This window comes from Porphyromonas sp. KLE 1280 (assembly GCF_000700805.1).
Lineage (GTDB): Bacteria > Bacteroidota > Bacteroidia > Bacteroidales > Porphyromonadaceae > Porphyromonas > Porphyromonas pasteri.
Genome location: NZ_KL362962.1, coordinates 902,231 through 925,358, shown reverse-complemented (window position 1 = coordinate 925,358; position 23,128 = coordinate 902,231). Strand labels below are relative to the sequence as shown.

The window sequence follows — 23,128 nt, the reverse complement described above, 5'->3', positions numbered from 1 at the left end:
GAGCAGTGGGGCGGTCTGTCGCGCACCTCTTTAGTCTTGTGCTGAAGAGCGTGTGAGGAACGTCCGGGCAACGCAGAGCGCCATACTTCCTAACGGGAAGCTATCCGCGAGGGTAGGTAGGTGTAACAGAGAATGACAGCCACGGAGGACTCGATCCCCCGCGGTGATGGTGAAAAGGTGAGGTAAGAGCTCACCGGAGTGTGTAGCAATACATACTGCCGTACATCCTATGGGTTGCAAGGTCATGTAAACCGACGCTACGAGGGTTGCTCGCCCCAGTCGGAGGGTAGACCGCACGAGGTGGTAGGTGACTACCATCCCAGATAAATGACAGACACCCGTCGGGTGGGTGACCGCCCACGGGTACAGAACTCGGCTTATAGCTCCACTGCTTCTATTGCGCGCTTCTTCTTCATATCCCTCTCATGGTAGCGGGTGTGTCCCGCTCCCATCCTCCTTCCCTCTCGACGAGATCACTTATCCTATCCTCATTACCCTCATTCCATGCCTAACGTACTGCGGCATATAGAGGCGCAAGCCCTCGCTGCTTGGCGCTTTGTGACGCTCGATATGTGGCGCCTGACACGCGCTTCGCTCGCAGCTCCTACCCGTCTCGGGGTGGCGACGCTGCGTGTGCTCTACATGACGATACAGGCCTATATCGAGGAGGGTATCGGTTCGCTCGCGGGTTCGCTCACCTACAGCACGGTCCTCTCGCTGGTGCCTATCCTGGCGGTCATCATCGGTATCGCTAAGGGCTTCGGACTGCAGGAGACGGTGCGTGATGCCTTGATGCGGGCCCTCCCAGGGCATGAGGTGGAGTTCGGGAAGGCCTTTGCCTACGTCGAGAACTACCTATCGCAGGTGCAGGGTGGCCTCTTCATCGGTGTCGGTCTGGCGGTACTCTTCTACACGGTACTGATGCTGATCTCGACCATCGAAGATGCCTTCAATCGCCTCTGGCAAGCACCCTATGCCCGCCCTTGGTCACGCCGTGTGATCAACTACCTCGGCGCCTTCATCCTCTTCCCGCTACTGCTCACCATCTCGAGCGGTACGACGCTCTTCCTCTCCACCCTGAGTAATACCTACCTCGGTGAGCTGGGGATCATCTCAGCCCTCACGACACAGATCCTCGGTCTCGTGCCCTATGTCCTCGTGACGCTCGGCTTCGTCTGTCTGTACTTCTTCGTGCCAAACGTGCGGGTACACTTCATCCCCGCCCTCATCGCAGGACTTATCGCGGGGATTGCCTTCCAGATCTTCCAGGCTCTCTACATCAATGGGGTGCTGTGGATCTCACGCTACAACGCGATCTACGGGAGCTTCGCTGCCGTGCCACTGGCGCTCCTCTGGATCCAGCTTTCTTGGATCATCATCCTGCTTGGTGCGCAGATCTCCTACTCCATACAGCACGTCTGGCACTTCACCTCGCCTCCCAATAGCCGTCCGCTCTCGCGCCGCTATGCCGATACCGTCTTCATCGCCCTCGTGGCGCATATCACGGCACGCTATACCTCGGAGGATCCCGAGCCTTACCGTGCGGAGACCTTGGCTGCTGCCTGCGACCTTCCGCTGAGACAGACGCAGGAGGCACTGAGCCAGCTCACACGAATGGGCGTACTCATCGAGGTGAACTACGGCAAGGACGAAGTCATGGGTGGCTACTACTGCCCCAACATCGCGCCCGACCGCCTCACGCTCGGTGTGCTCCTCGATCATATTGATCGCTTCGGTGGCGAACTCCTTTCGCTCAAGCTCAGCGGCGTGCACGCTGCCGCATGGCAGGCGCGTACCCGTGCCTATGCTGCCGTCCGTGAGCGTGCGGACGTCCTCCTGCGTGACCTCGTATAGGCCACTCCTCCGCTGCACTCCGCTCTGTATCCCCAGCGAGGTGTAGCACACTACGATTGCTTATGCAGACACTTATCAAGATATTCTTCATCTTCCTCTTCTACTGGATAGGCGAATTTCTCTCCTATCTGATGGGGGGATTTGTACCAGGTAGCGTCCTCGGGATGCTCCTTCTCTTCCTGGCGCTGCAGCTGAAGCTCGTCAAGGTGCATCAGATCGACTCTCCTGCTCGTGCTCTGACGGACAACATGGGGCTCTTCTTCATCCCTGCTGGTGTGGGGCTGATGGCGCAGCTGGATACCGTGGTGGCCAATTGGTGGGTCATTCTGGTGGCGGTCATCGTCAGCTCTATCCTCGTCATCGCTTCGGTGGCCTATGTACAGGATCAAATGGAAAGGAGGCGTAAGTAATCATGCTCGAGCACTTCTTCCATAGCGAGGTCTTCACGATCACGTTCGTCATAGGCCTCTACCTCATCAATATCAAGATCCATCGCTGGGTGCAAGTACCTGTACTGCACTCGCTGCTCCACCCTGTGCTGATGACAATCATCGAGCTGATCCTCATCCTCACCGCTCTGAAGGTGCCCTATGAGACCTTCCGCGAAGGGAGCCGTATGATTCACTTCATGCTTGGTCCCTCGGTCGTCGCTCTCGGCTACATCCTCTATGAGCAGGTGGCACATCTGAAGAAGAACGCGATCTCTATCATCGTAGCTATCACCATCGGTGCTATGGTGGGTATCGGCTCTATCGTCGGTGTCGGTCATTTACTCGGCGTAAAGAGCTCGCTCATCGCTTCGCTTGCACCGAAGTCCGTGACGACGCCTATCGCGATGGAGCTGGCAGGTAACAACGGTGGTATCCCCGGGCTGACGGCGGTCATCGTAGTCTGTGCGGGTATCATCGGTAGTATCATCGGCCCTCCGATCATGAAGCTGATGAAGATCAAGAGCCCGGTGGCGAAGGGGCTGGCGATGGGTGCTTCATCGCATGGTATCGGTACGGCTGCAGCGATCCAGATGGGTGCTATCGAAGGCGCTCTGAGTGGGCTGGCGATCGGTATCATGGGGCTGATGACCTCCATCCTCCTGCCGCTCTTTGCTCGCTGGTTCGGCTAAGCATACGTCCCCCAACTCGCTATCACAAGCCCCGAAGGCCTTAGGTCTTCGGGGCTTTTTTGTACCAATTCGTAGCCACCCACCGTCTATTTCCGTAGAGCCAGTATGTCAATCTCTACCCCCTGTGTAGTAGGGTTGTGTGCATGGTTTTCGCCAATTTCATCGAGCTGATGAGTGTGAATAAATAAATAACACTTATATTTGAATGGTTTCTATTTGCATTGCGCAAGTAGTTGTAAAGCAAAGTTAAGTATAAGCGTAATTATTCTCACAACTAACCATGACTCCTAAGAAACTATGGTATGCACTGGCGGCAGTCATCCTGCTGTCGTTCGGTGTACTTGGCTTCTTTGGGCTGGAGATCTTCCGCACGATGCCACCCTTCCCAACGAAGGTGGTGACGACGGATGGCACGACGCTCTTCGAAGGTCAAGACATTAAGGACGGCCAAAACGTCTGGCAGTCCATCGGTGGTCAGACCGTGGGTAGCGTATGGGGCCACGGGGCGTATATCGCTCCCGACTGGTCCGCTGACTACCTGCACCGTGAGGCTGAGCTCCTGCTGAAGAAGTTCGCCGAGCGTGACGGTCTGGACTATGCTTCACTCCCTGCCGCTGAGCAGGCTAAGTATCAGGTCCTCCTGCGTGAGGAGGTGCGTAAGAACACCTTCGACGAAGCGACGGGCGTCATCACGTACTCGCCGCTGCGTGCTGAGGTCGCCCACGAGCTGGGTGCCTACTACGCAAAGCTCTTCCTCGGCGACAATTCGCCTGAGTTCGTGAAGCTCCGCTCGGCCTACGCCCTGCGCGATAAGAGCATCGAAGATCCCCGCAAGATGGAGCAGATGAGCGCCTTCTTCGCTTGGGCTTCGTGGGTCTGCGTCACGAACCGCCCTGGTACGGATGTCAGCTACACCAACAACTGGCCTCACGACCCCACGATCGGCAATATCGCTCCCACGTCGCTCCACCTCTGGTCGGGCTTCAGCGTGCTGATGCTGCTGACCTGCGTCGGTATCCTCGTCTACTACTATGCTCAGTCGAAGGAAGACGAGGTAGGCGTCCTGCCCACCTCTGATCCGCTGCGTGGTATGAAGCCTACGCCCTCGATGCGCGCTACGACGAAGTACATCTGGATCGTGTCGATCCTCATCCTCGTGCAGATGGTCCTCGGGGCGATCACGGCACACTATGGGGTCGAGGGTGACGCACTCTTCGGGCTACCTATTCAGGACTTCCTCCCTCAGGCGGTATCACGTAGCTGGCACGTCCAGCTGGCTATCCTCTGGATCGCTACCTCTTGGCTGGCTACGGGGCTCTACATCGCACCTGCTGTGTCGGGTGTCGAGCCTAAGTTCCAGCGCCTCGGGGTGAATGTGCTCTTCGGCGCACTCATCTTCGTCGTCGCTGGTTCGCTCGTCGGACAGTGGCTCGGTGTCATGCAGAAGCTCGGCCTCATCCAGAACTTCTGGCTTGGACACCAGGGCTACGAATACGTAGAGCTTGGCCGTCTCTGGCAGATCCTGCTGCTGGTAGGGCTCGTGCTGTGGCTCTTCCTCATGATCCGCGCACTGATCCCCGCTCTCAAGCGCAAGGATGAGAATCGTCACCTCCTGACGCTCTTCATCATCGCCTCGCTGGCTATCGCCTTCTTCTATGCTGCTGGGCTGATGTACGGCCGTCAGACGCACATGGCTATCGCCGAATACTGGCGCTGGTGGGTCGTGCACCTCTGGGTAGAAGGCTTCTTCGAAGTCTTTGCTACGGTCGTGGCTGCCTTCCTCTTCTGCCGTCTTGGTCTGCTGCGTATCCAGTCGGCTACGGTCTCGGTACTCTTCTCGACGATCATCTTCCTCTCGGGGGGGATCCTCGGTACCTTCCACCACCTCTACTTCAGCGCTACGCCGACGGCGGTGCTGGCACTTGGTGCTACCTTCAGCGCTCTGGAGATCGTGCCGCTGGTGCTCATCGGTATGGAGGCTTACCACAACTATAAGCTCTCGAAGTCTACCGAATGGATCGAAGCCTATAAGTGGCCTATCTACTGCTTCATCGCTATGTGCTTCTGGAACTTCCTCGGGGCAGGTATCTTCGGCTTCGCTATCAATCCTCCTATCGCACTGTACTACCTGCAGGGGCTGAATACGACAGCTGTGCATGGTCATGCGGCACTCTTCGGGGTCTATGGTATCCTGGGTATCGGGCTGATGCTCTTCTGCCTGCGTGGTCTCTACCCCGACTACAAGTGGAATGACAAGCTCATCGGTACGGCCTTCTGGATGATCAATATCGGGCTCTTCCTGATGGTGACGGTGAGCGTCCTGCCCATCGGTATCCTGCAGGCGCACGAATCGATCACGAATGCCTACTGGTCGGCTCGCTCGGCAGAGTTCATGCAGCAGGATCACATGCAGCTGATCCGCTGGATGCGTATGCCTGGTGACCTAATCCTCGGTGTCGGGGAGCTGCTGCTGGTGGTCTTCATCTTCGGCCTGCAGTTCGGCTGGTCGCGCAAGGGTACGCGTTAGTCCCTTCACTCTATTTCGATAGCAGAGGCTATCACTGCTCCCATGGGAGCGGTGGTAGCCTCTGCTTACGTTTATACCCCGCTCACGGGAGGGCGCTCGGTGTGCGAATAGGGGAGGGTGGTGTGAACCTATATTAGTTTGTTGCTCCGCGTATGGATATAAAGTTGTGGACGAGTGGCAGATAAGTTTGGGCTACGTACGTGGACGATAAATCTACGTGCGTGGATATTTGGATTTGCGTGCCTGGTCTTTAAGACTACGTGCGTAGATAGAAGAATACCACTATGGGAAGGTGCTTTTTTCTTCACGAGAACAATGCTTTTCCCTTCGCTGGATAAGGGGAATACGCGCGATAAGGCAGAGGGCTTGTGTATCACTTCGGAGAGGTATATCGAGTAGCTGGGCATGCACCTTGATAGGCTTGGTGTCGAGGGCGGGATGAAGGCTTCTCTCTGCGGTCACGATGAATCCGTCTGGCTGTGTAGTTTAGGTCGCCGAGAGTGATTATCTTTACGTACGTATAGGACACTATTAATTAAATATAAAGACAAATAATATGGCACTATTAGATGACCTCGTGTGGCGCCACGCCACGAAGGCCTACGACCCTACCAAGAAGCTCCGTGAAGAAGACCTGATGAAGATCGTCGAGGCAGCACGTCTGGCTCCCACGTCATCGGGCCTGCAGCAGTTCCGTCTGATCGTCGTCGGCAACCAGGAGCTCAAGGAGAAGATGGTCGAAGGGGCGCTGAACCCTGACTGCATGCGCGAGTGCTCACACGTCATCGTCTTCGCTGCTTGGGATGAGTACACGCCCGAGCGTATCGATGAGATCTACGACCTGACGACCGATGAGCGTGGTCTGGTACGTGGTCGCTTCAAGCGCTACACCGATATGCTGAAGGAGACGTTCGGTAAGATGCCTAAGGAAGAGCAGTTCCAGCACGCAGCTAACCAGAGCTTCATCGCCCTCGGTCTGGCGCTGGCACAGGCAGCTGAGCTGAAGATCGATAGCACGCCTATCGGTGGCTTCGACCCCAAGCTCGTCGACGAGCTCCTCGGTCTGCGTGAGAAGGGCCTGCGTAGCGTCTCGCTCCTTTACCTCGGCTACGCTGATCCCGAGCGCGACTGGCTGGGTAAGATGAAGAAGGTGCGCAACTCGATGGAAGAGTTCGCGACCTTCATCTAATGACCGTTGCCTCCTGAAATCGTAATATGCACCAAATGGCCTATTCTATAAGATAGGCCCATTTGGTGCATATGTATACTATGTGGGAGTTTATTCCGTTCATTATTAATGACGTATTATTCCTTTTAGCATAGCTTATACCCTGTATGCCCAAGCATATCAAAGCCCTGAAGTGCCCTCAATGTGGTAGTACGCGTGCGACGCTGATTCGAGAAGATCACTATCGCTGCGATAGCTGCTCGACGGAGTTTTTTCTCGACTCGGACGATATCACCATCCACCATAAGTACGAGACGCTCCCCAGTCGTACGGATGATCCCTTAGCTCTCTTTCGGAAGCAGATGACCGAGCATCCCAAGCGCTCGGTCGCTATCATCTTAGGGACACTCTTCGCTTTCTTCTTCATTATCTTCCTCGGCAACTATTTCTCAAGCCGCTCTATGGATCGTGTCGCTGAGCGTATCGCAAAGGATACTCCCGCCTATGGTGCAGCTGCGCATAGAGAGCGAATGTCTTATGATCTTAAGAGCCTCTTTGCCTTTACGAGTGCGTCCGGGCGTCCTGTGGTGATGATCTATGGGACATGGCATCCGATGAGATCGAGTTGGAAGGAGGCTAAAGGATTTGTTCTTTTGGTCGATGGTGAGACAAATAAGCTCCTCAAGGAGATTGAAATACCGGATATTAAGGGACGCTTTGATTTTAGCGATGTGTGCCAGTTTGAGGATGGTCAAGTCTATCTGATTATCAATAAGAAGCACCTTTATCATATAGATCGTTCGAGCCTCGAGATAAAGGAGCTCCATGGCGAAGACTTCCCTAACCACTCGCAGCTACATGATGGATTTGCTAGGATAGAGTTCGCCTATCGCGATGAGGGCGATGGCTTTAAGATCATGACGAATCTGGGGAAGAACTATCTTTTCTATCCCTTGGCAGGCAAGCTCTATACCGAAGATAGCAAGCGTAATGCATACACGGAGAAATTGCCTTCACCGAAGGTCTACACGCGCTTTGCCTTCTCGACAAGTAACTTTGAATACGAGGATCAACAAATCCAGTTGGTACGCTATCGTACGCTTGATCAGATGGGCTATCCCCGCTTCTCTCCGACCTTTGGCTGGCAAAAGGATTATGGGGGCTCTGGCGTCTTCACTGAAAGATCCCCATTCCGCAAGGTTTTTGTCCTACCCTACCATATGCAGATCTCACGCATGCAGGGCTATGAAGACCTGACTCCAGGAGCTTATTACTTCTCACCTGAGGTCCTCTATTACTCTGAGGATCGAGTCCTCATCTCTTTCCTTCCCACGGCAGCTCCTGATGCTTCTCGCTCGATCCAGTGCTTAGATGCTCAGACGGGAAAGCTCCTTTGGACGCTCTCCGATGATGAGGAGGGCAAGGAAAAGCTTGGTCGTGTCCAGGGGGTGTCGCGCTTTGCAGGAGGCTACTTGCTCGCTGGATATAATACGGTTTGGCTTATCTCCAATGCTGGTAAGCTCGTCAGTAGCACAAATTACGGAGAACTTATTAAAGGCTAATTGCTCCACTTATCTAACCTCACATACTATTTCTCATGGGTCTATTCAATGTTTTCAAGGGGCAGCTGGCGCAGGTCATCCAGTGGGCTGATCCACGCCCAGGCGATCTCTGGTATCGCTTCCCCTCCTCACTTGATGAAATCAAGGACGGTAGTAAGCTCATCGTGGCTCCTGGTCAGGGTGCGCTCCTCGTCTACGAAGGCAAGGTCGCTGAGGTCTTGACCGAGGCAGGCTCCTTCCAGCTCAAGACAGATAACCATCCCTTCTTCACTACGCTGGTACGTCTGCGTCAGGGCTTTGAGAGCGAGCACAAGCTCCAGATCTACTTCTTCCGTACCACGCAGATCGTCAATATCCCTTGGGGAACGGCTACGCCTATACTCATCGTTGACCCGATCTACAAGGTGCCTGTAGAGCTCGGTGTGCATGGGGTCTATGCCTTCCGTGTCGCTGATCCCAGCCACTTCTTCACACAGTTCATCGGTGCTGGTGTCGCTAACTATGAGGTAAGTGCACTCCAGAGTGTCATCGTCGAGCGTGCCTACCAGCAGATCGCCTCTATCCTCCATGCGCATCAGTATCCCATCACAGAGATCGACGGCCGCCTGCCTGAGATCTCTCGCGAACTCCAATCTACGATGTCACCCATCCTCAGCGAGCTGGGTATTGAGCTGACGGATGTGCGTATCACAGGTACCCACTATGATGAGGCTACGAGCCAGCGTATCGCTCGCGTGGCAGATATCACGGCAGAGAGCCTTGCTGCCAGTGAAGCGGGTATCAGCTACGAAGAGATGCAGCGTCTCGAGGCTCTGCGCGATGCTGCTCGTAACGAAGGTGGTATCGGTGCTGCAGGTCTGCAGATGGGGCTCGGTCTGGAGCTGGGTAAGAAGCTCACTCAGACCGTGAATGGTGAAGAGCCTGCTCCCGCAACTCCTGCTCCCGAGGCTCCTCAGGTAAAGACCGAGGATCTCGGCTCCGATGACCCACTGCTTCGTCGCCTCACGCAGCTCAAGCTCCTCCTCAGTGAAGGCGTCATCACGCAGGAAGACTACGACAAGAAGAAGCAAGAGCTTCTCGATCAACTCTAACCCCTCAGACAGATCCGACTTATGAAGTACATCTTTGGCGGCATCATCACGCTGCTTCTCCTGGCTACGCTGGCCTTCTATCTCCTTGGGATGTGGGGTGTCGAACTCCCCATCACCTCTGCCGACTTGACCAAGGCCTGGATCACGGGCCTCGTCGTGCTGGGGGCTCTCTTGGTCTTCACGGTCATCCTGCCCTTCTTCTTCGGCGGTCGCTCCAACCGCTACGATAAGTCTTCGGGCTCTATCGCTCAGCGCAAGAAGGACTAAGGACTATTCCTTAATAATAATAGGTCACGGCCTCCATCTCTACTCGGTAGAGATGGAGGCCGTGACCTATTTATTAGCTTATTAGCGGGTATCAGTCTATCCCCAGCAATAGGTATTTTGTGGGTAGGTGATCCATAGTTGTGCTCTCTGTGTTTAACTTTGTGTAGACCTAAACAGAACAAGATCCCTCGCTCTACCGAGGAATCGCTCTCGAGAAAGCCTCTCTCTCCGCTCGACATGTAGCCCTTTCCCAGGATCCTTTGACGGGTGAGTTGCGCTGGGTGGACTACGTCTTGCTCTGTTGTTGGTCCGATTCGTATAATCAACTTAATAGTATACATGAAGAGTATTATTTGCCGTATGGCACTACTGCTGAGCCTTGTCCTTGTGGCCCTTGGGCAAGCTCAGGCACAGCACTCAGCGACGACGGGGAGTATCGTGGGTACCGTCGTCGATGCTTCGACTCACGAATCCCTTCCTAATGTCCAGGTCCTCATCAAGGGGACGACTATTGGCACGACGACCGATGTCCATGGAGCATTCTCCATCCAAGGCCTTGCTCCGGGCTCTTATACCATCCAAGCACGTCTCGTGGGCTATGGGGTGGAGGAGAGCCGTGTCGGTATCGAAGCTGGGAATAGTCGCCACCTCGATCTCTACCTCCAGCAGCAGAGTATTGACCTCGATGGGGTCGTCGTCTCGGCTAATCGTCAGGAGACGCTTCGCCGTCATGCACCGAGCCTTGTCACCGTCCTCTCGCAGGAGATCTTCAAGAAGACCAATTCGGAGAACCTCAGCCAAGGTCTCCGCTTCCAGCCAGGTCTTCGCATCGAGGACAACTGTCAGAACTGTGGCTTCAACCAAGTGCGTATCAACGGGCTTGAAGGGGCTTATTCTCAGATCCTCATCGATAGCCGTCCTATCTTCAGCTCGCTTGCTGGCGTTTATGGTCTGGAGCAGATCCCTGCCTCTATGATCGAGCGTGTCGAGGTGGTACGTGGGGGTGGATCAGCCCTCTTCGGCGCTAATGCCGTCGGTGGAGTGATCAATGTGATCACGAGAGAGCCTCTGCGCAATACCGCTAGCCTTCGCCAGAGCTATACTTCCTTCCAGCAGAACAAGGGGGCATACACTTCGCTGATGCCTACCACCTCGTTCAATGGTTCGCTGGTCAGCGAAGACCGCCGTGCTGCTGCGATGATCTTCGGTCAGCATTCCTCTCGTGGGATCGTGGATGTCGATGGGGATGACTTCACCGATATTCCCGAACTGAAGAATAGAGCCCTGGGCTTCCGTGCCTACTACAAGACGGGCATCTATGGCAAGCTGACGGCTGAATATCGCTCCATGCACGAGTATCGTCGTGGTGGTGATCGCCTAAGTGAAGCACCCTTCCAAGCTCGTATTGCTGAGTATCTCCAGCACTTCGTCGATGGGGGAAGCCTACGCTTCGACCAGACGACTGCTGAGGGCAACGACAGCTTCAGTCTCTATGCTTCGGGGCAGAAGGTCCTGCGTAAGAGCTACTATGGTGGGGGCGACTACGCCGATGAGCTCCTAAAGCCCCTGATCAACCTCCCTCGTGGTAATGCCCAAGGCACCGACGAGGAGAAGAAGCAGGCCGAGGAGTATCAGAAGGCCTATGATGGTGCCCTCAAGGCGCTGACAGCCTATGGCGAGACCAAGGGCTTTGACTTCCAGGGGGGCGGTACCTATGTCCACAAGTTCCCCAAGGCGCTGACTCTGACGGTGGGTGCTGAGGGTGCTTATTCGACGCTCAACGATAAGAGTGGCTACCGTGCTCACGGCATCGATCAAGTGACGACGACTTGGTCGCAGTACGACCAGCTGGAGTATTCGACCGACCGGTGGAACTTCCTCCTCGGTGGGCGCTTCGACTATGTTCGTCTGACGCAGGGTGGGCAGAAGAGCATTGATCCGCTCCTCATCTTCAGCCCCAGAGCGAACGTGCGCTTCAATCCCACGAAGGACCTCAGTCTACGCCTCTCTTACAGCGAAGGCTTCCGTGCTCCTCAGTTCTTCGATGAGGAGATGCACGTCACGCTGGCGGGTGGCGAGCCCAAGGAGCGTGTCCTAGCGAAGGATCTGAAGGAAGAGCGCTCTCGTAGCCTCAGCGCTTCCTTCGACTGGTACACCACGCTGGGGAAGGGCTGGCAGCTCAACCTCATGGGTGAAGGCTTCGCTACCTGGATCCGAGACAAGTTCACTCCAGACAATGAGGATGGTGTCCTCGACCCCAAGACGGGGCGCAAGGTCATCACGATCATCAACGCTCGTGACGGGATGAGCAAGGTCTATGGCCTGAGCTTCGAGGCTCGTCTGGCGTACCAGCGCCTCTTCGACCTGCAGGGCGGCGTGACCCTACAGCGCAGTCTCTACGGGCAGGACAAGGTGCTCTTCGATGCTGATGAAGACAATCCTACGCAGGCCAAGGTCACCACACGAGACTACGAGCGTACCCCTAATCTCTACGGCTATCTGACTGCTACGCTACGTCCTACCTCTGCTCTGAGCTTCGTCCTCTCGGGTACCTATACGGGCTCGATGAATGTGCCCCATACGGCCTACGAAGGAGTGGGGGATCTCAACCTCCAAGCTAATGAGCTGAATGCTCAGGGGCACTTTGATGTCGTTCGTGATGGCATGCGCTACCGTGGGCAGAATGCAGGGTCAGCTTACCTCTACAAGGCCAAGCCCTTTGTTGATCTTGACTTCCGTGTAAGCTATGCTTTCAGCCTCACTTCGCTGGTGAAGCTTACGCTGGATGCTGGTGTGCAGAACTTCCTCAATGCCTATCAGAAGGATACCGATATGGGTCCTGGACGAGCTTCGGACTACATCTACGGGCCGAACCGCCCTCGTCGCCTCTACCTCTCAGCTACCTTCGATATCTAAGAGATGATTGCGCAATGTCCCATATATAGGTATATGGGTGCGTAGGTAGAACTATATAGGAAACAGTCCAAAGCTATATAGCTTTGGACTGTTTCCGTATAGCTTTGTGAAGTGACCTCTATTAGCTTGTTGCTCCGCATAGGGATAAAAGTTGTAGACGAGTGGCAGATAAGTTTGGACTACGTACGTGGCTCTAATATCTACGTACGTGGATATTTGGATTTGCGTGCCTGGTCTTTAGGACTACGTACATAGATAGAAGAATACCTCTACGTGAAGGTGCTTTTTTCTTCACGAGAACAATGCTTTTCCCTTCGCTGGATAAGAGGAATACTCGCGATAAGGCGAAGGGCTTGCGTATCACTTCGGAGAGATATGTCGGGGAGCTGGGCGCACGATGCCTTAGCACTCTAACTAAATAGAGGGCAGGACTCTCGGCTACAGCCTCATCTAAGCAGATATACGCTCCCCACATAAAAAGTCACGGCCTCCATCTCTACTCGGTAGGGATGGAGGCCGTGACCTATTGCTCTTGGTGGCTACTCTCTTGGGTAGTGCGAGAGACTACTTGCGGAAGAGGTGCTTGAACTCATCGGCATAGAGGCGAGAGAGCCCCTTGCGATTGTCGATGGCTTCGCCGACGACGATCATCGTCGTCAGGGTGAGTTTGTTCTCGTGGACGATCTGTGCGAGGTCACGCAGTACGCCACGGTAGATACGCTGGTCGGGCCACGTCAGGTGGTAGCAGGCCGCGACGGGCGTATCCTCGGGATAGTGCTCAAGGAGCTGGCGCTGTACATCGTCGACGATACCCGCGCTGAGGAAGATACACATCGTGCTCTGTGAGCGAGCCAAGAGGTGAAGCTGCTCCGTCTCGGGCATCTTCGTGCGGCCTTCGCCACGCGTCAAGATGATGGTCTGCGTCTTCTCGGGGATGGTGAACTGTGAGCGGAGCTCCGCAGCTGCCGCCTGGAAAGACGAGATCCCTGGGGTGATATGGTAGCTCATCCCATAGGCATCGAAGAAGGCCATCTGCTCCTGGATCGCCCCGTAGATACAGGGGTCACCGGTGTGAAGGCGGGCGACGATGAGGCCCTTGTCGTAGAACTCCTTCATCAGAGCGAACTGCTCCTCGAGGTTCATGTCAGCCGAGCTACGCACCGTAGCACCTGGCTTAGCGCATAGCGTCAGGGCACGAGGGACGAGGCTTCCCGCATAGAGGATGAGGTCAGCGATCTCCAGCCACTGACGACCACGGATGGAGATGAGGTCAGGGTCACCAGGGCCTGCACCGACGATCTCGATATGTCCGCGGTGCTCTGCACTGCGCTCTACAGCCAGAGCGAAGGTGAAGTCATTGCCATTGTGGAGCATGCCCTTCTGCTTCTCGAGGACGAGACTACCGAGGGAGGCAGCATAGCGTGCCGTGCTCTCAGCTACGCCCCATACGCCCGTCACCTCGTGGACCTTCTTCGAGGGATTAGCGACCTCTACGTCTGCCAGGTCGGCTGCGGTGTAGATCTTGGGAGTGAGCTGGAGGGTCGCGGCGAGCTCATGCAGGAGCGGCTCATCCTTCTTGAGGTCGATGGTCGCCAAATGGTGGATGGCCTCGGGGAAGAAGCCATGACGGCGTACTTCACCGAGGATATAGCTGACGATATCCTTGGGGTCGCACTGATAGCGGCAGCCGAGGCCGAGACTCAGTACAGGTGGGATGAAGTGTACGACGGGGAGTAGGTCGGTCTCCAGTGCTCGGTAGGAGACGACGAGGAGCAGCGCGTACTCGGAGAGACGAGGGATAAGCTCCTCACGCGAGTAATAGACGTCGACATGGTCGGCCTTGGTACGCTCCAGCTCGCTCGTGCCTTTGTCCTGCACCTCGAGGAGGAGGGCGGTCTTCTCCCTATTGGTATAGAGAGCGATGGGGCGGTTCAGCCCCTCGGAACTGGCCTTCGTCACCCAGCCATAGCGGCGAGAGAAGAGATCCAGAGCCCACAGGCCTGTATTGTCGGTCTGCGTGCTGATGACGGGCTCGGCACCGAGGAGGGCAGCGAGGTCACGCGTCAGCTCGTTGGCACCGCCGATGTGTCCCGAGAGGACGGAGACGACGTGGCGCCCCGTGCTGTCGATGTTGATCACCGCTGGATCGGTGTACTTGTGCCCGATCAGTGGAGCGATGCTACGCACACAGATACCCATAGCACCGATGAAGATCCACCCTTCGAATGCGGTGAACTGCTCGGCTACGAACGACTGGATATGATCGATGTGCTCGACCCCTTCCCCAGGATGAGTGGAGAAGAGGCGAGCATCGGGATAGTTGGATAGGATTGGCTTAGCCGTCTGGATCCCTTGGGGTGAGACGGCAAGGATGGCAAGAGTCATAGAGGAGGTTTTGTGTATGATAAGGGAGGATTAGCAGCGAGCAAGGATGCGTGCCACTGCTTCGTGGTCGATATCTTGATCTTCACCGAGGAGGGTGCCACGCTCACGGAAGCGGCGGACGATCTCTTCACGTAGATCATCTCCGAAGCCACGCTCCGAGAGACGCGTCTCGAGACCAAGCGAACGGAAGAATGCTTCTGTCTTGTCGATAGCCTGAGTGATGCGTTCGTCCTCACTACCCTCGGTAAGACCCCAGATACGGGAGGCATACTGCAGGAGCTTGGCATGCTTCCCCTTGCCAGCCTGCTCTCTGAGGAGGGCGGGCAGGACGATGACCAGTGTATGACCATGCGTTAGCCCCGTGAGAGCCGTGATCTCGTGCCCGATGCGATGGGTCGCCCAGTCTTGTGTCACGCCCATAGAGATGAAGCCATTGAGTGCCATCGTCGCCGAGAGCATGAAGGTGGCACGTGCATCGTAGTCTGCAGGCTGAGCCTTGATCTTGTCTGCCTCTTCGATGAGGGTGAGTAGGATGCCTTCCGCCCAGCGATCCATGAGAGGACTCTCCCCGGCACGGGTGAGGTACTGCTCTATGACGTGGATGAAGCTATCGGCGATACCACACGCTATCTGGTAGTCGGGTAGGGAATAGGTATAGCTCGGATCGAGGATCGAGAATAGGGGATATTCGTTGTAGAAGCCGAACTTCTCATGTGTCGCTTCGCTGGAGATCACGGCTCCACGGTTCATCTCTGAGCCCGTAGCGGGGATCGTCAGCACAGTGCCAAGAGGGAGGGTCTGGACGCTTCGGTCAGCGCCATGTAGTACGAGATCCCAAGCATCACGCTCCGAGGGGATCGCATTGACGATAAGCTTGCTGGCATCGAGGACACTCCCTCCGCCCACTGCGAGGGCGAAGGTGACTCCCTCCTGCTTCCCCAGGGCGATAGCCTTACGCAGGGTCTCTACCTTGGGGTTCGGTTCGATGCCCCAGAACTCTACGGTCTGGAAGCCACTGAGCTGACTGATGACGGCTTCGTAGACACCATTACGCTTGACACTACCTCCGCCGAAAGTGAGGAGGATCTTAGCATCAGAGGGAAGGAGCTTAGGGAGCTCCAGGATGCTGTCTTTACCGAAGACGAGCTTGGTGGGATTGCGGAAGGTGAAGTTATTCATAGGGCTTTACTTGTCTGGTAGACATTACTTGTCTGAAGAGATACGGTAGACTTGGCGGTGGATCTCCTGCTGGATGCGGAGGAAGTCTGCTTCCTGTAGTGAGCGATTAGAGAGTAAGTGTAGATCGACCCAGGGGAGGTCTGCTCCATAGGGTGGCTGGCGGTAGTCGAAGGGCTGTACGGTGAGTCCAAAGCGTGCATAGAAGGCTAAGCGTCGCTCCGCCATTGGTGAGTAGCCCGCTGGTTCGGCTTCGAGGACGATGGGATATTCGTCGTCGTAGAGCTGTCCCAGCAGCTGGAGTACTTTAGTACCAAGGCCTTGTCCTCTTCGATTGGGATCAATGACAAGGTACTCAAAGTAATGTGATGAAGGTAGCTCCCAGCCTATGACGAAGCCCACGACCTCGTCATCGGAGAGGATGAGTTGAGCTATATGTTCGCAGCGCTCTGGGCCGAAGAGCTGCGTCCACGGACGACGCTCTTCGGGAGGGAAGGCTTCCTCATAGATCTGTCGCAGATGTGCTGGGGGCTCTTGTCCCCAAGGTATGGGGTATAGCTCGATGGTAGGCATGACGGGTCAGCGGGAGTAGCGGCGTGGGAAGCGCAGGAGGATCGAGAGCAGTGCGCAGCCACCCATGATGAAGGGATAGTAGAGGTTGGGGACGATGTCCATAGGCGACACACCTGCGAGCTTCGAAGCAAGGAGGAGCTGAGCGCCATAGGGGATGAGCCCTTGCACGAAGCAGGAGAAGGTGTCGAGGATACTCGCCGTCTTGCGCGGATCGAGGGCGTACTGCTTCGTGATCTCACGGGATACCTTGCCCGTGGTGAGGATAGCGATCGTATTGTTTGCCGTGCAGAGGTTGGCCACAGAGACGAGGACGGCGATAGTCAGCTCAGCCCCACGCTTGCCACTGATGCCACGTGTGAGGTGCCTGAGGAGGTAATCGATACCGCCGTTGTAGCGGATGAGCTCGAGTACACCGCCTGCCATCAGTGTCACGATGATCAGCTCGCCCATGCCCGTGATACCACTGCCGAGAGCGGCTATCCAGTCCCAGGCGGGTAGCGTACCTGTACCCAGCCCGACAGCACCGCAGGCGATGATGCCGAGGGTGAGGACACCCAGCACGTTCATCCCAGCGACGGCCGCCACGAGGACAAGGAGGTAGGGGAGGGTGAGGAGGAAGGAGCCTTCGCCCGAGGGACGTACGGCAGGGAGCTCCAGTCCGACGACGAAGTAGAGGACGAGAGCGATGATGGCGGCTGGTAGGACGATAGCGATGTTCGCACGGAACTTATCCTTCATGCTACAGCCCTGTGTGCGGGTCGCTGCGATAGTCGTGTCGGAGATGAACGAGAGGTTGTCGCCGAAGAAGGCGCCCCCCGTGACGACGGCGGCTACATAGGCATTCGATAGCCCGAGGCTCTCACCGAGCCCGAGGGCGATGGGTACGAGGGCGATGACCGTGCCGACACTCGTGCCGATGGAGAGGGAGATGAAGCACGCCGCGATGAAGAGCCCAGGGAGGAGGAGCGAGGAGGGGAGGAGCGAGAGGATAAGGTTCACGGTCGCATCAATGGCACCCATGCTCTTAGCTCCTGTAGCGAAGGCACCAGCCAAGACGAAGATCCAGATCATCAGGAGGATATTCGGGTCGGAGGCACCACGTGAGTACTGGCGGATACGCTCCTCGAGCTTGATGCCGCGGGTGATAGCGACGGCATAGATCGAGGCTACGGTGAAGGCCACCGTGATGGGCATCTTATAGAAGTCCCCTGCACAAATCGAGGTCAGTAGATAGACGGAGAGGAAGACGATGAGAGGGCTCAGACCGAACCAGCCCCATCGCTTCGGCGAAAATGTAGGGGTATCTTGCTGCATGCGGGAGGGAGTAAATGATGGAATGTACGTCGTGCAAATCCCTTGCACAGTGGCACAAAGGTACGCATTCTATTCCGACTATCTGGCGGGTGAGTGCCTGCTAAATGCGCAGTGCCCCGCTCCTCCGATCGAGGGGCGGGGCACTGCGTAAGGGGGGACGCTCGGTGCAGAGCGCTGGTCGTGAGGGATTATCGCAGGGCAGCGAAGAGGTCTGCGAGTGTCTTCAGCGAGTTCTCCTTCGAGTCGATCTTCAGGCTCATCTTACCATCGAGATTGGTGGCCGTGAAGCTCAGGGACTGGAGGACGCGGAAGGCCTTGGCCTTCTCGCCGATGAACATCTGGAGCAGATCAGAGGTAGGAGCCGTCGTCAGGAGCTTCTTCAGGTCGATGTAGGAGAAGCTGTTGCCCTTCTTGAGCGAGCTGTAGTCGCTGTGCTTCGTGAAGTTCTCACCCGACGTCTTGAAGAGCAGCTCTCTTCCCATACCGCCGTAGGCCATATAGGTCACACCATCTTGGTAGCCGAAGAAGAAGGGATCATCCGCATTGCGATAGCGGTGCTCACCACCGTCCTTGATGTATCTGCCAGAGTGCTCCTTCTCAGCCTGCTGGTAGAGCATGTCCACGAGCGTAGCATCCTTCGTCTTGAGGTAGCCTACGAGGCCGAATTCCGACTGCTCCGCGTTGATGTGGGGGAAGGTGAAGGCGATCTCCTCTCCGAGGGTGGGAGCAATAGCTTCGATATCGATACCTTCCTCCTTGAGGTTTGAGAGTGCTTCCTTGAAGGTAGGGAGCTTGCTGTAGTGCTCGAGGAGCTTCTGTGCGCTGATCGTAGCAGCAGCGGTTATGTAGCTATCCTTGGGGAGGTACTTCACGAGGTCATCCTGTACGGACTTGGGAGAGACTTCCTCGGCGATCTTCTTGAGCTTCTTGAGGATCTCCTTGTCTTCGCTACCATAGGTCATGGTACCTACGACTTCGCCCGTCTCGAAGGAGACTGAGTAGAGCATGTAGCACTTCTTCATATCGATGCCATCGAAGTTGGTGGCATCCGAAAGGCCTACAATGTTCTTAGTCATTGATTTGCCATAGCTGGAGTCCAGGAACTTTGCCATCGAGAGGACACCGCGGATATCGCCCTTCTGGTCCTCGAGGTCACGGAAGGCTGGGGTAGCTACATAGCTCTTGTCCTTGGTCTGGCTGAGGTACTGCTTAGCGAGCTGCTTCGTCTCTTCGATGGTCGACTCGCTGGTGTTGAGGGAGATGAAGGCCTTGTCATTGAAGGCGTAGAGCTTGACATTCCCAGAGACATGGTAGGTAGAGATCACGGGCTGGTGGGCTGTCGTGTCGCTGGTCTCTTCGATGGTGTCGTACTCACTCTCATCGTATTCGACATCTTCGGGCTCGGTGGAGTCTTCGTCGATATCGAAGAAGATGCCGTCCTCGGCCTTGAGAGCTGCAGCATCCTTGTTGCGGAGCTTACGGAGCTTATTCACGCAGGCCTCGAGCTTGCCCTTGTCATCGACACGCAGGAGGTAGCCGAGGCTGACCTTTTCATTGGAGAAGAGGAAGACGGGGCTCTTGAGGTCGACACCGCTCTTGCTGGGGTTTTGGATGAGCTCCTTGTAGTAGGCTTCGGCCTCCTCGCTGTCGCTCAGCATCTCGGTGAGACGCTTCTGTAGCTCGCCATCCTTACTGTTGGTGACGCCGGCTTTCTTGGCCATAGACTTGAGGTCGAAGGAGCATACCGAGTAGGCGTCAGCCGGCAGGGCATGCTGGTAAGTTTGGTCCTTGCTACAGCTGGAGAGCCCGAGGGCAAGGACTGCTAAGAGGAGAAGGTAATGTTTGATTCCTTTCATAAGTCGCTATGATGTGTAGTTAATTGGGGGCATCTATATACTGCAAATATAGGGATATATCCACAAAAGAGGCCGCTACGTGTGATCACTCTGCTGTTAGCTCAAACGGGCATTTTGCTCCTCCTATTATCCTGGGAGCAAAGGATGTCGCTCTGCCGAAGAGTAGGGCGGGAGAATGGGAGAATAAGGGCGCTTTGTTAGTGCCTGACATTCAGGGGTATATTGCTTCGCTGCTCTGAACTCTGGAGGAGGGGGATAGCGACCTATATAGGTCACTGGACGAACCTATATAGGTCACTGCTCCGACCAATATAGGTCACATATATCGACCTATATAGCTTCGCTTCTCGGCCAATATGAGACTGTTGCTCCGCATAGGGATAAAAGTTGTGGACGAGTGGCAAATAAGTTTGGGCTACGTACGTGGCTCTAATATCTACGTACGTGGATATTGGGATTTACGTACCTAGTCTTTAAGACTACGTGCATAGATACTGAAAAACCACTACGTGAAGGCGCTTTTTCCTTCACGAGAAGGACACTTTTCCCTTTGCAGGATAAGAGGAATATATGTGATAAGGCGTAGGGCTTGCTCGGTCACTTCGGAGAGGTGTATCGGGGAGCTGGGCGCACGATGCCTTAGCACTTTAAATAGGAAACAGGACTCTGTGCAACAATCTCAATATAGGTCAGCGCGCCGACCTATATTGGTTCACATCACCTTCTTCGGGGCGTGTATCCTGATCTCTGGGGGAGATGAGGGTTAAAGCGCTTAGATGCACTACCTTTGTGGTATCATTCATCTCCTTACTACGAGCGGGGAGTCTCCCTGCTCGCTCTCGATCCTAAGCCAATGCATTGGACCCAACTCCTCTCTGACCGCCGTCTGGGTGCAGACCGCGCAGAGCGCCCCCAGTCGCGGGGCTGGGCACGAAGCGACTTCGAGCGGGACTATGACCGCTTAGTCTTCTCGCCTGCCTTCCGTCGCCTACAGAATAAGACGCAGGTCTTCCCTCTGCCTGGGAACATCTTCGTGCACAACCGCCTGACGCATAGCCTCGAGGTGAGCTGCCTCGGGCGCTCGCTGGGTAATATCGTCGGGGAGGTGCTCTCCGAGCGCTATCCCACCGACCGTGAGACGCCCTTCCGCTCGGGTATCAGTGCCATTGTCAGCGCTGCGTGTCTGGCGCACGATATGGGGAATCCCCCCTTCGGACACAGCGGAGAGCGTGCGATCAGCGCTTACTTCGGTGAAGGCCCAGGGAAGCGCTGGGAGCCTTTGGTACGTGCCGAGGGCGGACGCTGGGAGGACTTCCTCTACTTCGAGGGGAATGCGAATGCCTTCCGCCTCCTGACACATCAGTTCCGTGGTCGCCGTCCTGGGGGCTTCGCTCTGACGTATAGCACGGTGGCGAGCATCGTGAAGTATCCCTATAGTAGTCTCTTGGCAGGAGGGAAGAGTAAGTTCGGCTTCTTCGCCACCGAAGAGGAGACGATGAAGGAGGTCGCCACAGAGCTGGGGCTCGAGCGACGCACCGCCTCGGCACTGAGCTATGCCCGCCATCCGCTGGTCTACCTCGTGGAGGCCGCAGACGATATATGCTATCAGATCATGGATATCGAGGATGCCGCGAAGCTCCACATCCTGAGTCGTGAGGAGGCACAGGGACTGCTCTCGGCCTTCTTCTCCGAGGAGGAGCTGCGGGAGGTGCAGCAGAGCCTTCGGCATATCACCGATCCCAACGAGCAGACGGCTTACCTGCGCTCCAAGGTCATCAACCTCTTGGTCGAGGAGGCTGCAGGTATCTTCCTCGATGCCGAGCAGGCGATCCTCGCGGGGACCTTCTCCGGTAGCCTCATCCATCACCTCGAGCCACGCACGAAGGCAGCCTACGAGGCCTGTAGCCAGACAGCCTATGCCCGCATCTATCGGGCTCGCGAGGTCGTCGACGTCGAGCTCGCAGGGCATCGTATCTTCACCGCCCTGCTGGATCAGCTCCTTGAGGCACAGCTTCACCCCGACTACCAGTACAGCCGCACGCTCCTCAGTCGCGTAAGTAGCCAGTATGAGATGGGGCAGCCCACGATGTACGGACGCATCCAGAGCACGCTGGACTATATCTCGGGGATGACGGATATCTATGCCCTTGACCTCTATCGCCGCATCACGGGGATGAACCTCCCTGCGGTCTAAGCGCTCGCTTCTTCTCTTTGTACCTATGTATAAATAGGGTGTAGAGGCTATAATGACTACCTTTGCACCGTCATCCGACACAATCCACATATATCTCCACGATATCATACATCCCATCATGTCTATCAATAAGCTATATCCCCTGACCTTCGAGCCTCTCTTGAAGGAAGTCATTTGGGGCGGCAGTGCTATCCGCCCATTCAAAGGCCTTACTCCCGACGATAAGAAGGTCGGTGAGAGCTGGGAAATCTCTCACGTCGACGACAATTACTCCGTCGTCGCAGCTGGCCCGCTCGCTGGGAAGAACCTCGACGAACTGATCCTTACCTACGGCGAAGAGCTCGTCGGTAAGAGCGTCCTCGAGCGCTTTGGCCGTCGCTTCCCCCTGCTCATCAAGTTCATCGATGCTCGCGACTACCTCTCTATCCAGGTGCATCCCGATGATGCCCTCGGTCTCAAGCGTCACAATTCCTTCGGGAAGACCGAGATGTGGTACGTCATCAATGCGACCCCAGGGGCTAAGCTCTATAGCGGCTTCGCCGTGCAGTCTTCGCCCGAGGACTACGTGCGCCGTATCGAAGAAGGTACCATCGTCGAGGCACTCGCCGAATATGAAGTGAATGCTGGTGATGTCTTCTTCCTCCCCGCAGGTCGTGTCCACGCTATCGGTGCAGGCTGCTTCATCGCTGAGATCCAGCAGACCTCCAATATCACCTACCGTATCTACGACTACGATCGCACGGATGCCGCAGGCAACAAGCGTGAGCTTCACACCGAGCTGGCGAAGGACGCCATCGACTATCACCTCGAGGACGACTACCGCACGGCTTACACGCCTCAGGTAGATGCTCCCGTAGAGCTGGTATCTTGCCGCTACTTCGAGACGAACCTCCTCGACCTCGATGCGCCACTCGCTCGCGACTGGTCTAAGCTGGATAGCTTCGTCATCTACATCTGTATGGAGGGTGGCGTGCGTCTGACGGATGCTGACGGCACGGTCGTCGAGCTGCATCAAGGTCAGAGCGTACTCGTCCCAGCTTCCAATCCTTCGCTCACCCTCACACCCGTGGGCAAGGTCAAGCTCCTCGAGACCTACATCCCCGCAGCTAAGTAAGCGCTTGCAGC

General features: G+C 56.0%; 16 protein-coding genes and 1 other RNA gene. 12 read left to right on the top strand and 5 right to left on the bottom strand.

Translation table 11 applies throughout. From position 1 onward, the window contains the following. Positions 1–2: 2 nt before the first annotated feature. From rnpB to HMPREF1121_RS03535, 10 genes are all read left to right on the top strand, one after another. Positions 3–396, top strand: an RNA gene (rnpB, locus tag HMPREF1121_RS08640) — RNase P RNA component class A. Positions 397–504: 108 nt separating this feature from the next. Continuing rightward, positions 505–1,854, top strand: a complete 1,350-nt coding sequence (locus HMPREF1121_RS03575; protein ID WP_044114662.1) for a YihY/virulence factor BrkB family protein — start codon at positions 505–507, stop codon at positions 1,852–1,854. A 62-nt stretch (positions 1,855–1,916) separates the two neighbouring features. Continuing rightward, complete coding sequence (locus HMPREF1121_RS03570; protein ID WP_009432114.1) at positions 1,917–2,264, top strand: CidA/LrgA family protein; 348 nt, start codon at positions 1,917–1,919, stop codon at positions 2,262–2,264. A 2-nt stretch (positions 2,265–2,266) separates the two neighbouring features. Then, a complete protein-coding gene (locus HMPREF1121_RS03565; RefSeq protein WP_044114661.1) occupies positions 2,267–2,974 on the top strand; it encodes an LrgB family protein in 708 nt (235 codons plus the stop codon). A gap of 280 nt (positions 2,975–3,254) precedes the next feature. Then, complete coding sequence (locus HMPREF1121_RS03560) at positions 3,255–5,501, top strand: nitric-oxide reductase large subunit (RefSeq protein WP_044114660.1); 2,247 nt, start codon at positions 3,255–3,257, stop codon at positions 5,499–5,501. Between the two features lie 556 nt (positions 5,502–6,057). Continuing rightward, positions 6,058–6,690: a nitroreductase family protein gene (locus HMPREF1121_RS03555; protein ID WP_009432110.1), complete on the top strand. Its 633-nt coding sequence runs from the start codon at positions 6,058–6,060 to the stop codon at positions 6,688–6,690. Between the two features lie 146 nt (positions 6,691–6,836). After that, positions 6,837–8,231, top strand: coding sequence for a hypothetical protein (locus tag HMPREF1121_RS03550; protein ID WP_044114659.1), 1,395 nt, complete (start codon positions 6,837–6,839; stop codon positions 8,229–8,231). Positions 8,232–8,266: 35 nt separating this feature from the next. Continuing rightward, on the top strand, positions 8,267–9,322 hold the full coding sequence (locus tag HMPREF1121_RS03545) for an SPFH domain-containing protein (protein WP_044114658.1): 1,056 nt from the start codon (positions 8,267–8,269) through the stop codon (positions 9,320–9,322). Between the two features lie 21 nt (positions 9,323–9,343). Continuing rightward, entirely contained in the window at positions 9,344–9,589 is a 246-nt protein-coding gene (locus tag HMPREF1121_RS03540) for a hypothetical protein (protein ID WP_044114657.1), read from the top strand. Positions 9,590–9,928: 339 nt separating this feature from the next. Then, a complete protein-coding gene (locus HMPREF1121_RS03535) occupies positions 9,929–12,505 on the top strand; it encodes a TonB-dependent receptor (protein WP_044114656.1) in 2,577 nt (858 codons plus the stop codon). Positions 12,506–13,069: 564 nt separating this feature from the next. Here HMPREF1121_RS03535 and cobM read toward each other — a convergent pair. From cobM to HMPREF1121_RS03510, 5 genes are all read right to left on the bottom strand, one after another. Next, positions 13,070–14,890, bottom strand: a complete 1,821-nt coding sequence (gene cobM, locus HMPREF1121_RS03530; protein WP_044114655.1) for a precorrin-4 C(11)-methyltransferase — start codon at positions 14,888–14,890, stop codon at positions 13,070–13,072. A gap of 30 nt (positions 14,891–14,920) precedes the next feature. Next, the gene (locus HMPREF1121_RS03525) at positions 14,921–16,069 is read right to left on the bottom strand and encodes an iron-containing alcohol dehydrogenase (protein WP_044114654.1); all 1,149 of its coding nucleotides are present in this window, start codon (positions 16,067–16,069) and stop codon (positions 14,921–14,923) included. A 24-nt stretch (positions 16,070–16,093) separates the two neighbouring features. Beyond that, positions 16,094–16,639, bottom strand: coding sequence for a GNAT family N-acetyltransferase (locus HMPREF1121_RS03520; protein WP_044114653.1), 546 nt, complete (start codon positions 16,637–16,639; stop codon positions 16,094–16,096). A gap of 6 nt (positions 16,640–16,645) precedes the next feature. Continuing rightward, positions 16,646–17,953 (bottom strand): Na+/H+ antiporter NhaC family protein, encoded by a 1,308-nt coding sequence (locus HMPREF1121_RS03515; RefSeq protein WP_044114652.1) that lies wholly within the window; start codon positions 17,951–17,953, stop codon positions 16,646–16,648. 188 nt (positions 17,954–18,141) lie between these two features. Then, positions 18,142–19,809, bottom strand: a complete 1,668-nt coding sequence (locus tag HMPREF1121_RS03510) for a DUF4836 family protein (protein WP_044114651.1) — start codon at positions 19,807–19,809, stop codon at positions 18,142–18,144. Positions 19,810–20,662: 853 nt separating this feature from the next. Here HMPREF1121_RS03510 and dgt point away from each other — a divergent pair. Together dgt and HMPREF1121_RS03500 are read left to right on the top strand one after the other, a co-directional pair. Next, positions 20,663–22,003, top strand: a complete 1,341-nt coding sequence (dgt, locus tag HMPREF1121_RS03505; protein WP_044114650.1) for a dGTP triphosphohydrolase — start codon at positions 20,663–20,665, stop codon at positions 22,001–22,003. Between the two features lie 118 nt (positions 22,004–22,121). Beyond that, the gene (locus HMPREF1121_RS03500; RefSeq protein ID WP_044114649.1) at positions 22,122–23,117 is read left to right on the top strand and encodes a type I phosphomannose isomerase catalytic subunit; all 996 of its coding nucleotides are present in this window, start codon (positions 22,122–22,124) and stop codon (positions 23,115–23,117) included. The last annotated feature ends 11 nt before the right edge of the window (positions 23,118–23,128 follow it).

Coding starts and splice junctions, on each gene's coding strand:
- HMPREF1121_RS03500 (WP_044114649.1), top strand. CDS start 22,122: ATGTCTATCAATAAGCTATATCCCCTGACCTTCGAGCCTCTCTTGAAG.
- HMPREF1121_RS03540 (WP_044114657.1), top strand. CDS start 9,344: ATGAAGTACATCTTTGGCGGCATCATCACGCTGCTTCTCCTGGCTACG.
- HMPREF1121_RS03565 (WP_044114661.1), top strand. CDS start 2,267: ATGCTCGAGCACTTCTTCCATAGCGAGGTCTTCACGATCACGTTCGTC.
- HMPREF1121_RS03550 (WP_044114659.1), top strand. CDS start 6,837: ATGCCCAAGCATATCAAAGCCCTGAAGTGCCCTCAATGTGGTAGTACG.
- HMPREF1121_RS03515 (WP_044114652.1), bottom strand. CDS start 17,953: ATGCAGCAAGATACCCCTACATTTTCGCCGAAGCGATGGGGCTGGTTC.
- HMPREF1121_RS03510 (WP_044114651.1), bottom strand. CDS start 19,809: ATGAAAGGAATCAAACATTACCTTCTCCTCTTAGCAGTCCTTGCCCTC.
- cobM (WP_044114655.1), bottom strand. CDS start 14,890: ATGACTCTTGCCATCCTTGCCGTCTCACCCCAAGGGATCCAGACGGCT.
- HMPREF1121_RS03570 (WP_009432114.1), top strand. CDS start 1,917: ATGCAGACACTTATCAAGATATTCTTCATCTTCCTCTTCTACTGGATA.
- HMPREF1121_RS03525 (WP_044114654.1), bottom strand. CDS start 16,069: ATGAATAACTTCACCTTCCGCAATCCCACCAAGCTCGTCTTCGGTAAA.
- dgt (WP_044114650.1), top strand. CDS start 20,663: ATGCATTGGACCCAACTCCTCTCTGACCGCCGTCTGGGTGCAGACCGC.
- HMPREF1121_RS03545 (WP_044114658.1), top strand. CDS start 8,267: ATGGGTCTATTCAATGTTTTCAAGGGGCAGCTGGCGCAGGTCATCCAG.
- HMPREF1121_RS03575 (WP_044114662.1), top strand. CDS start 505: ATGCCTAACGTACTGCGGCATATAGAGGCGCAAGCCCTCGCTGCTTGG.
- HMPREF1121_RS03560 (WP_044114660.1), top strand. CDS start 3,255: ATGACTCCTAAGAAACTATGGTATGCACTGGCGGCAGTCATCCTGCTG.
- HMPREF1121_RS03535 (WP_044114656.1), top strand. CDS start 9,929: ATGAAGAGTATTATTTGCCGTATGGCACTACTGCTGAGCCTTGTCCTT.
- HMPREF1121_RS03555 (WP_009432110.1), top strand. CDS start 6,058: ATGGCACTATTAGATGACCTCGTGTGGCGCCACGCCACGAAGGCCTAC.
- HMPREF1121_RS03520 (WP_044114653.1), bottom strand. CDS start 16,639: ATGCCTACCATCGAGCTATACCCCATACCTTGGGGACAAGAGCCCCCA.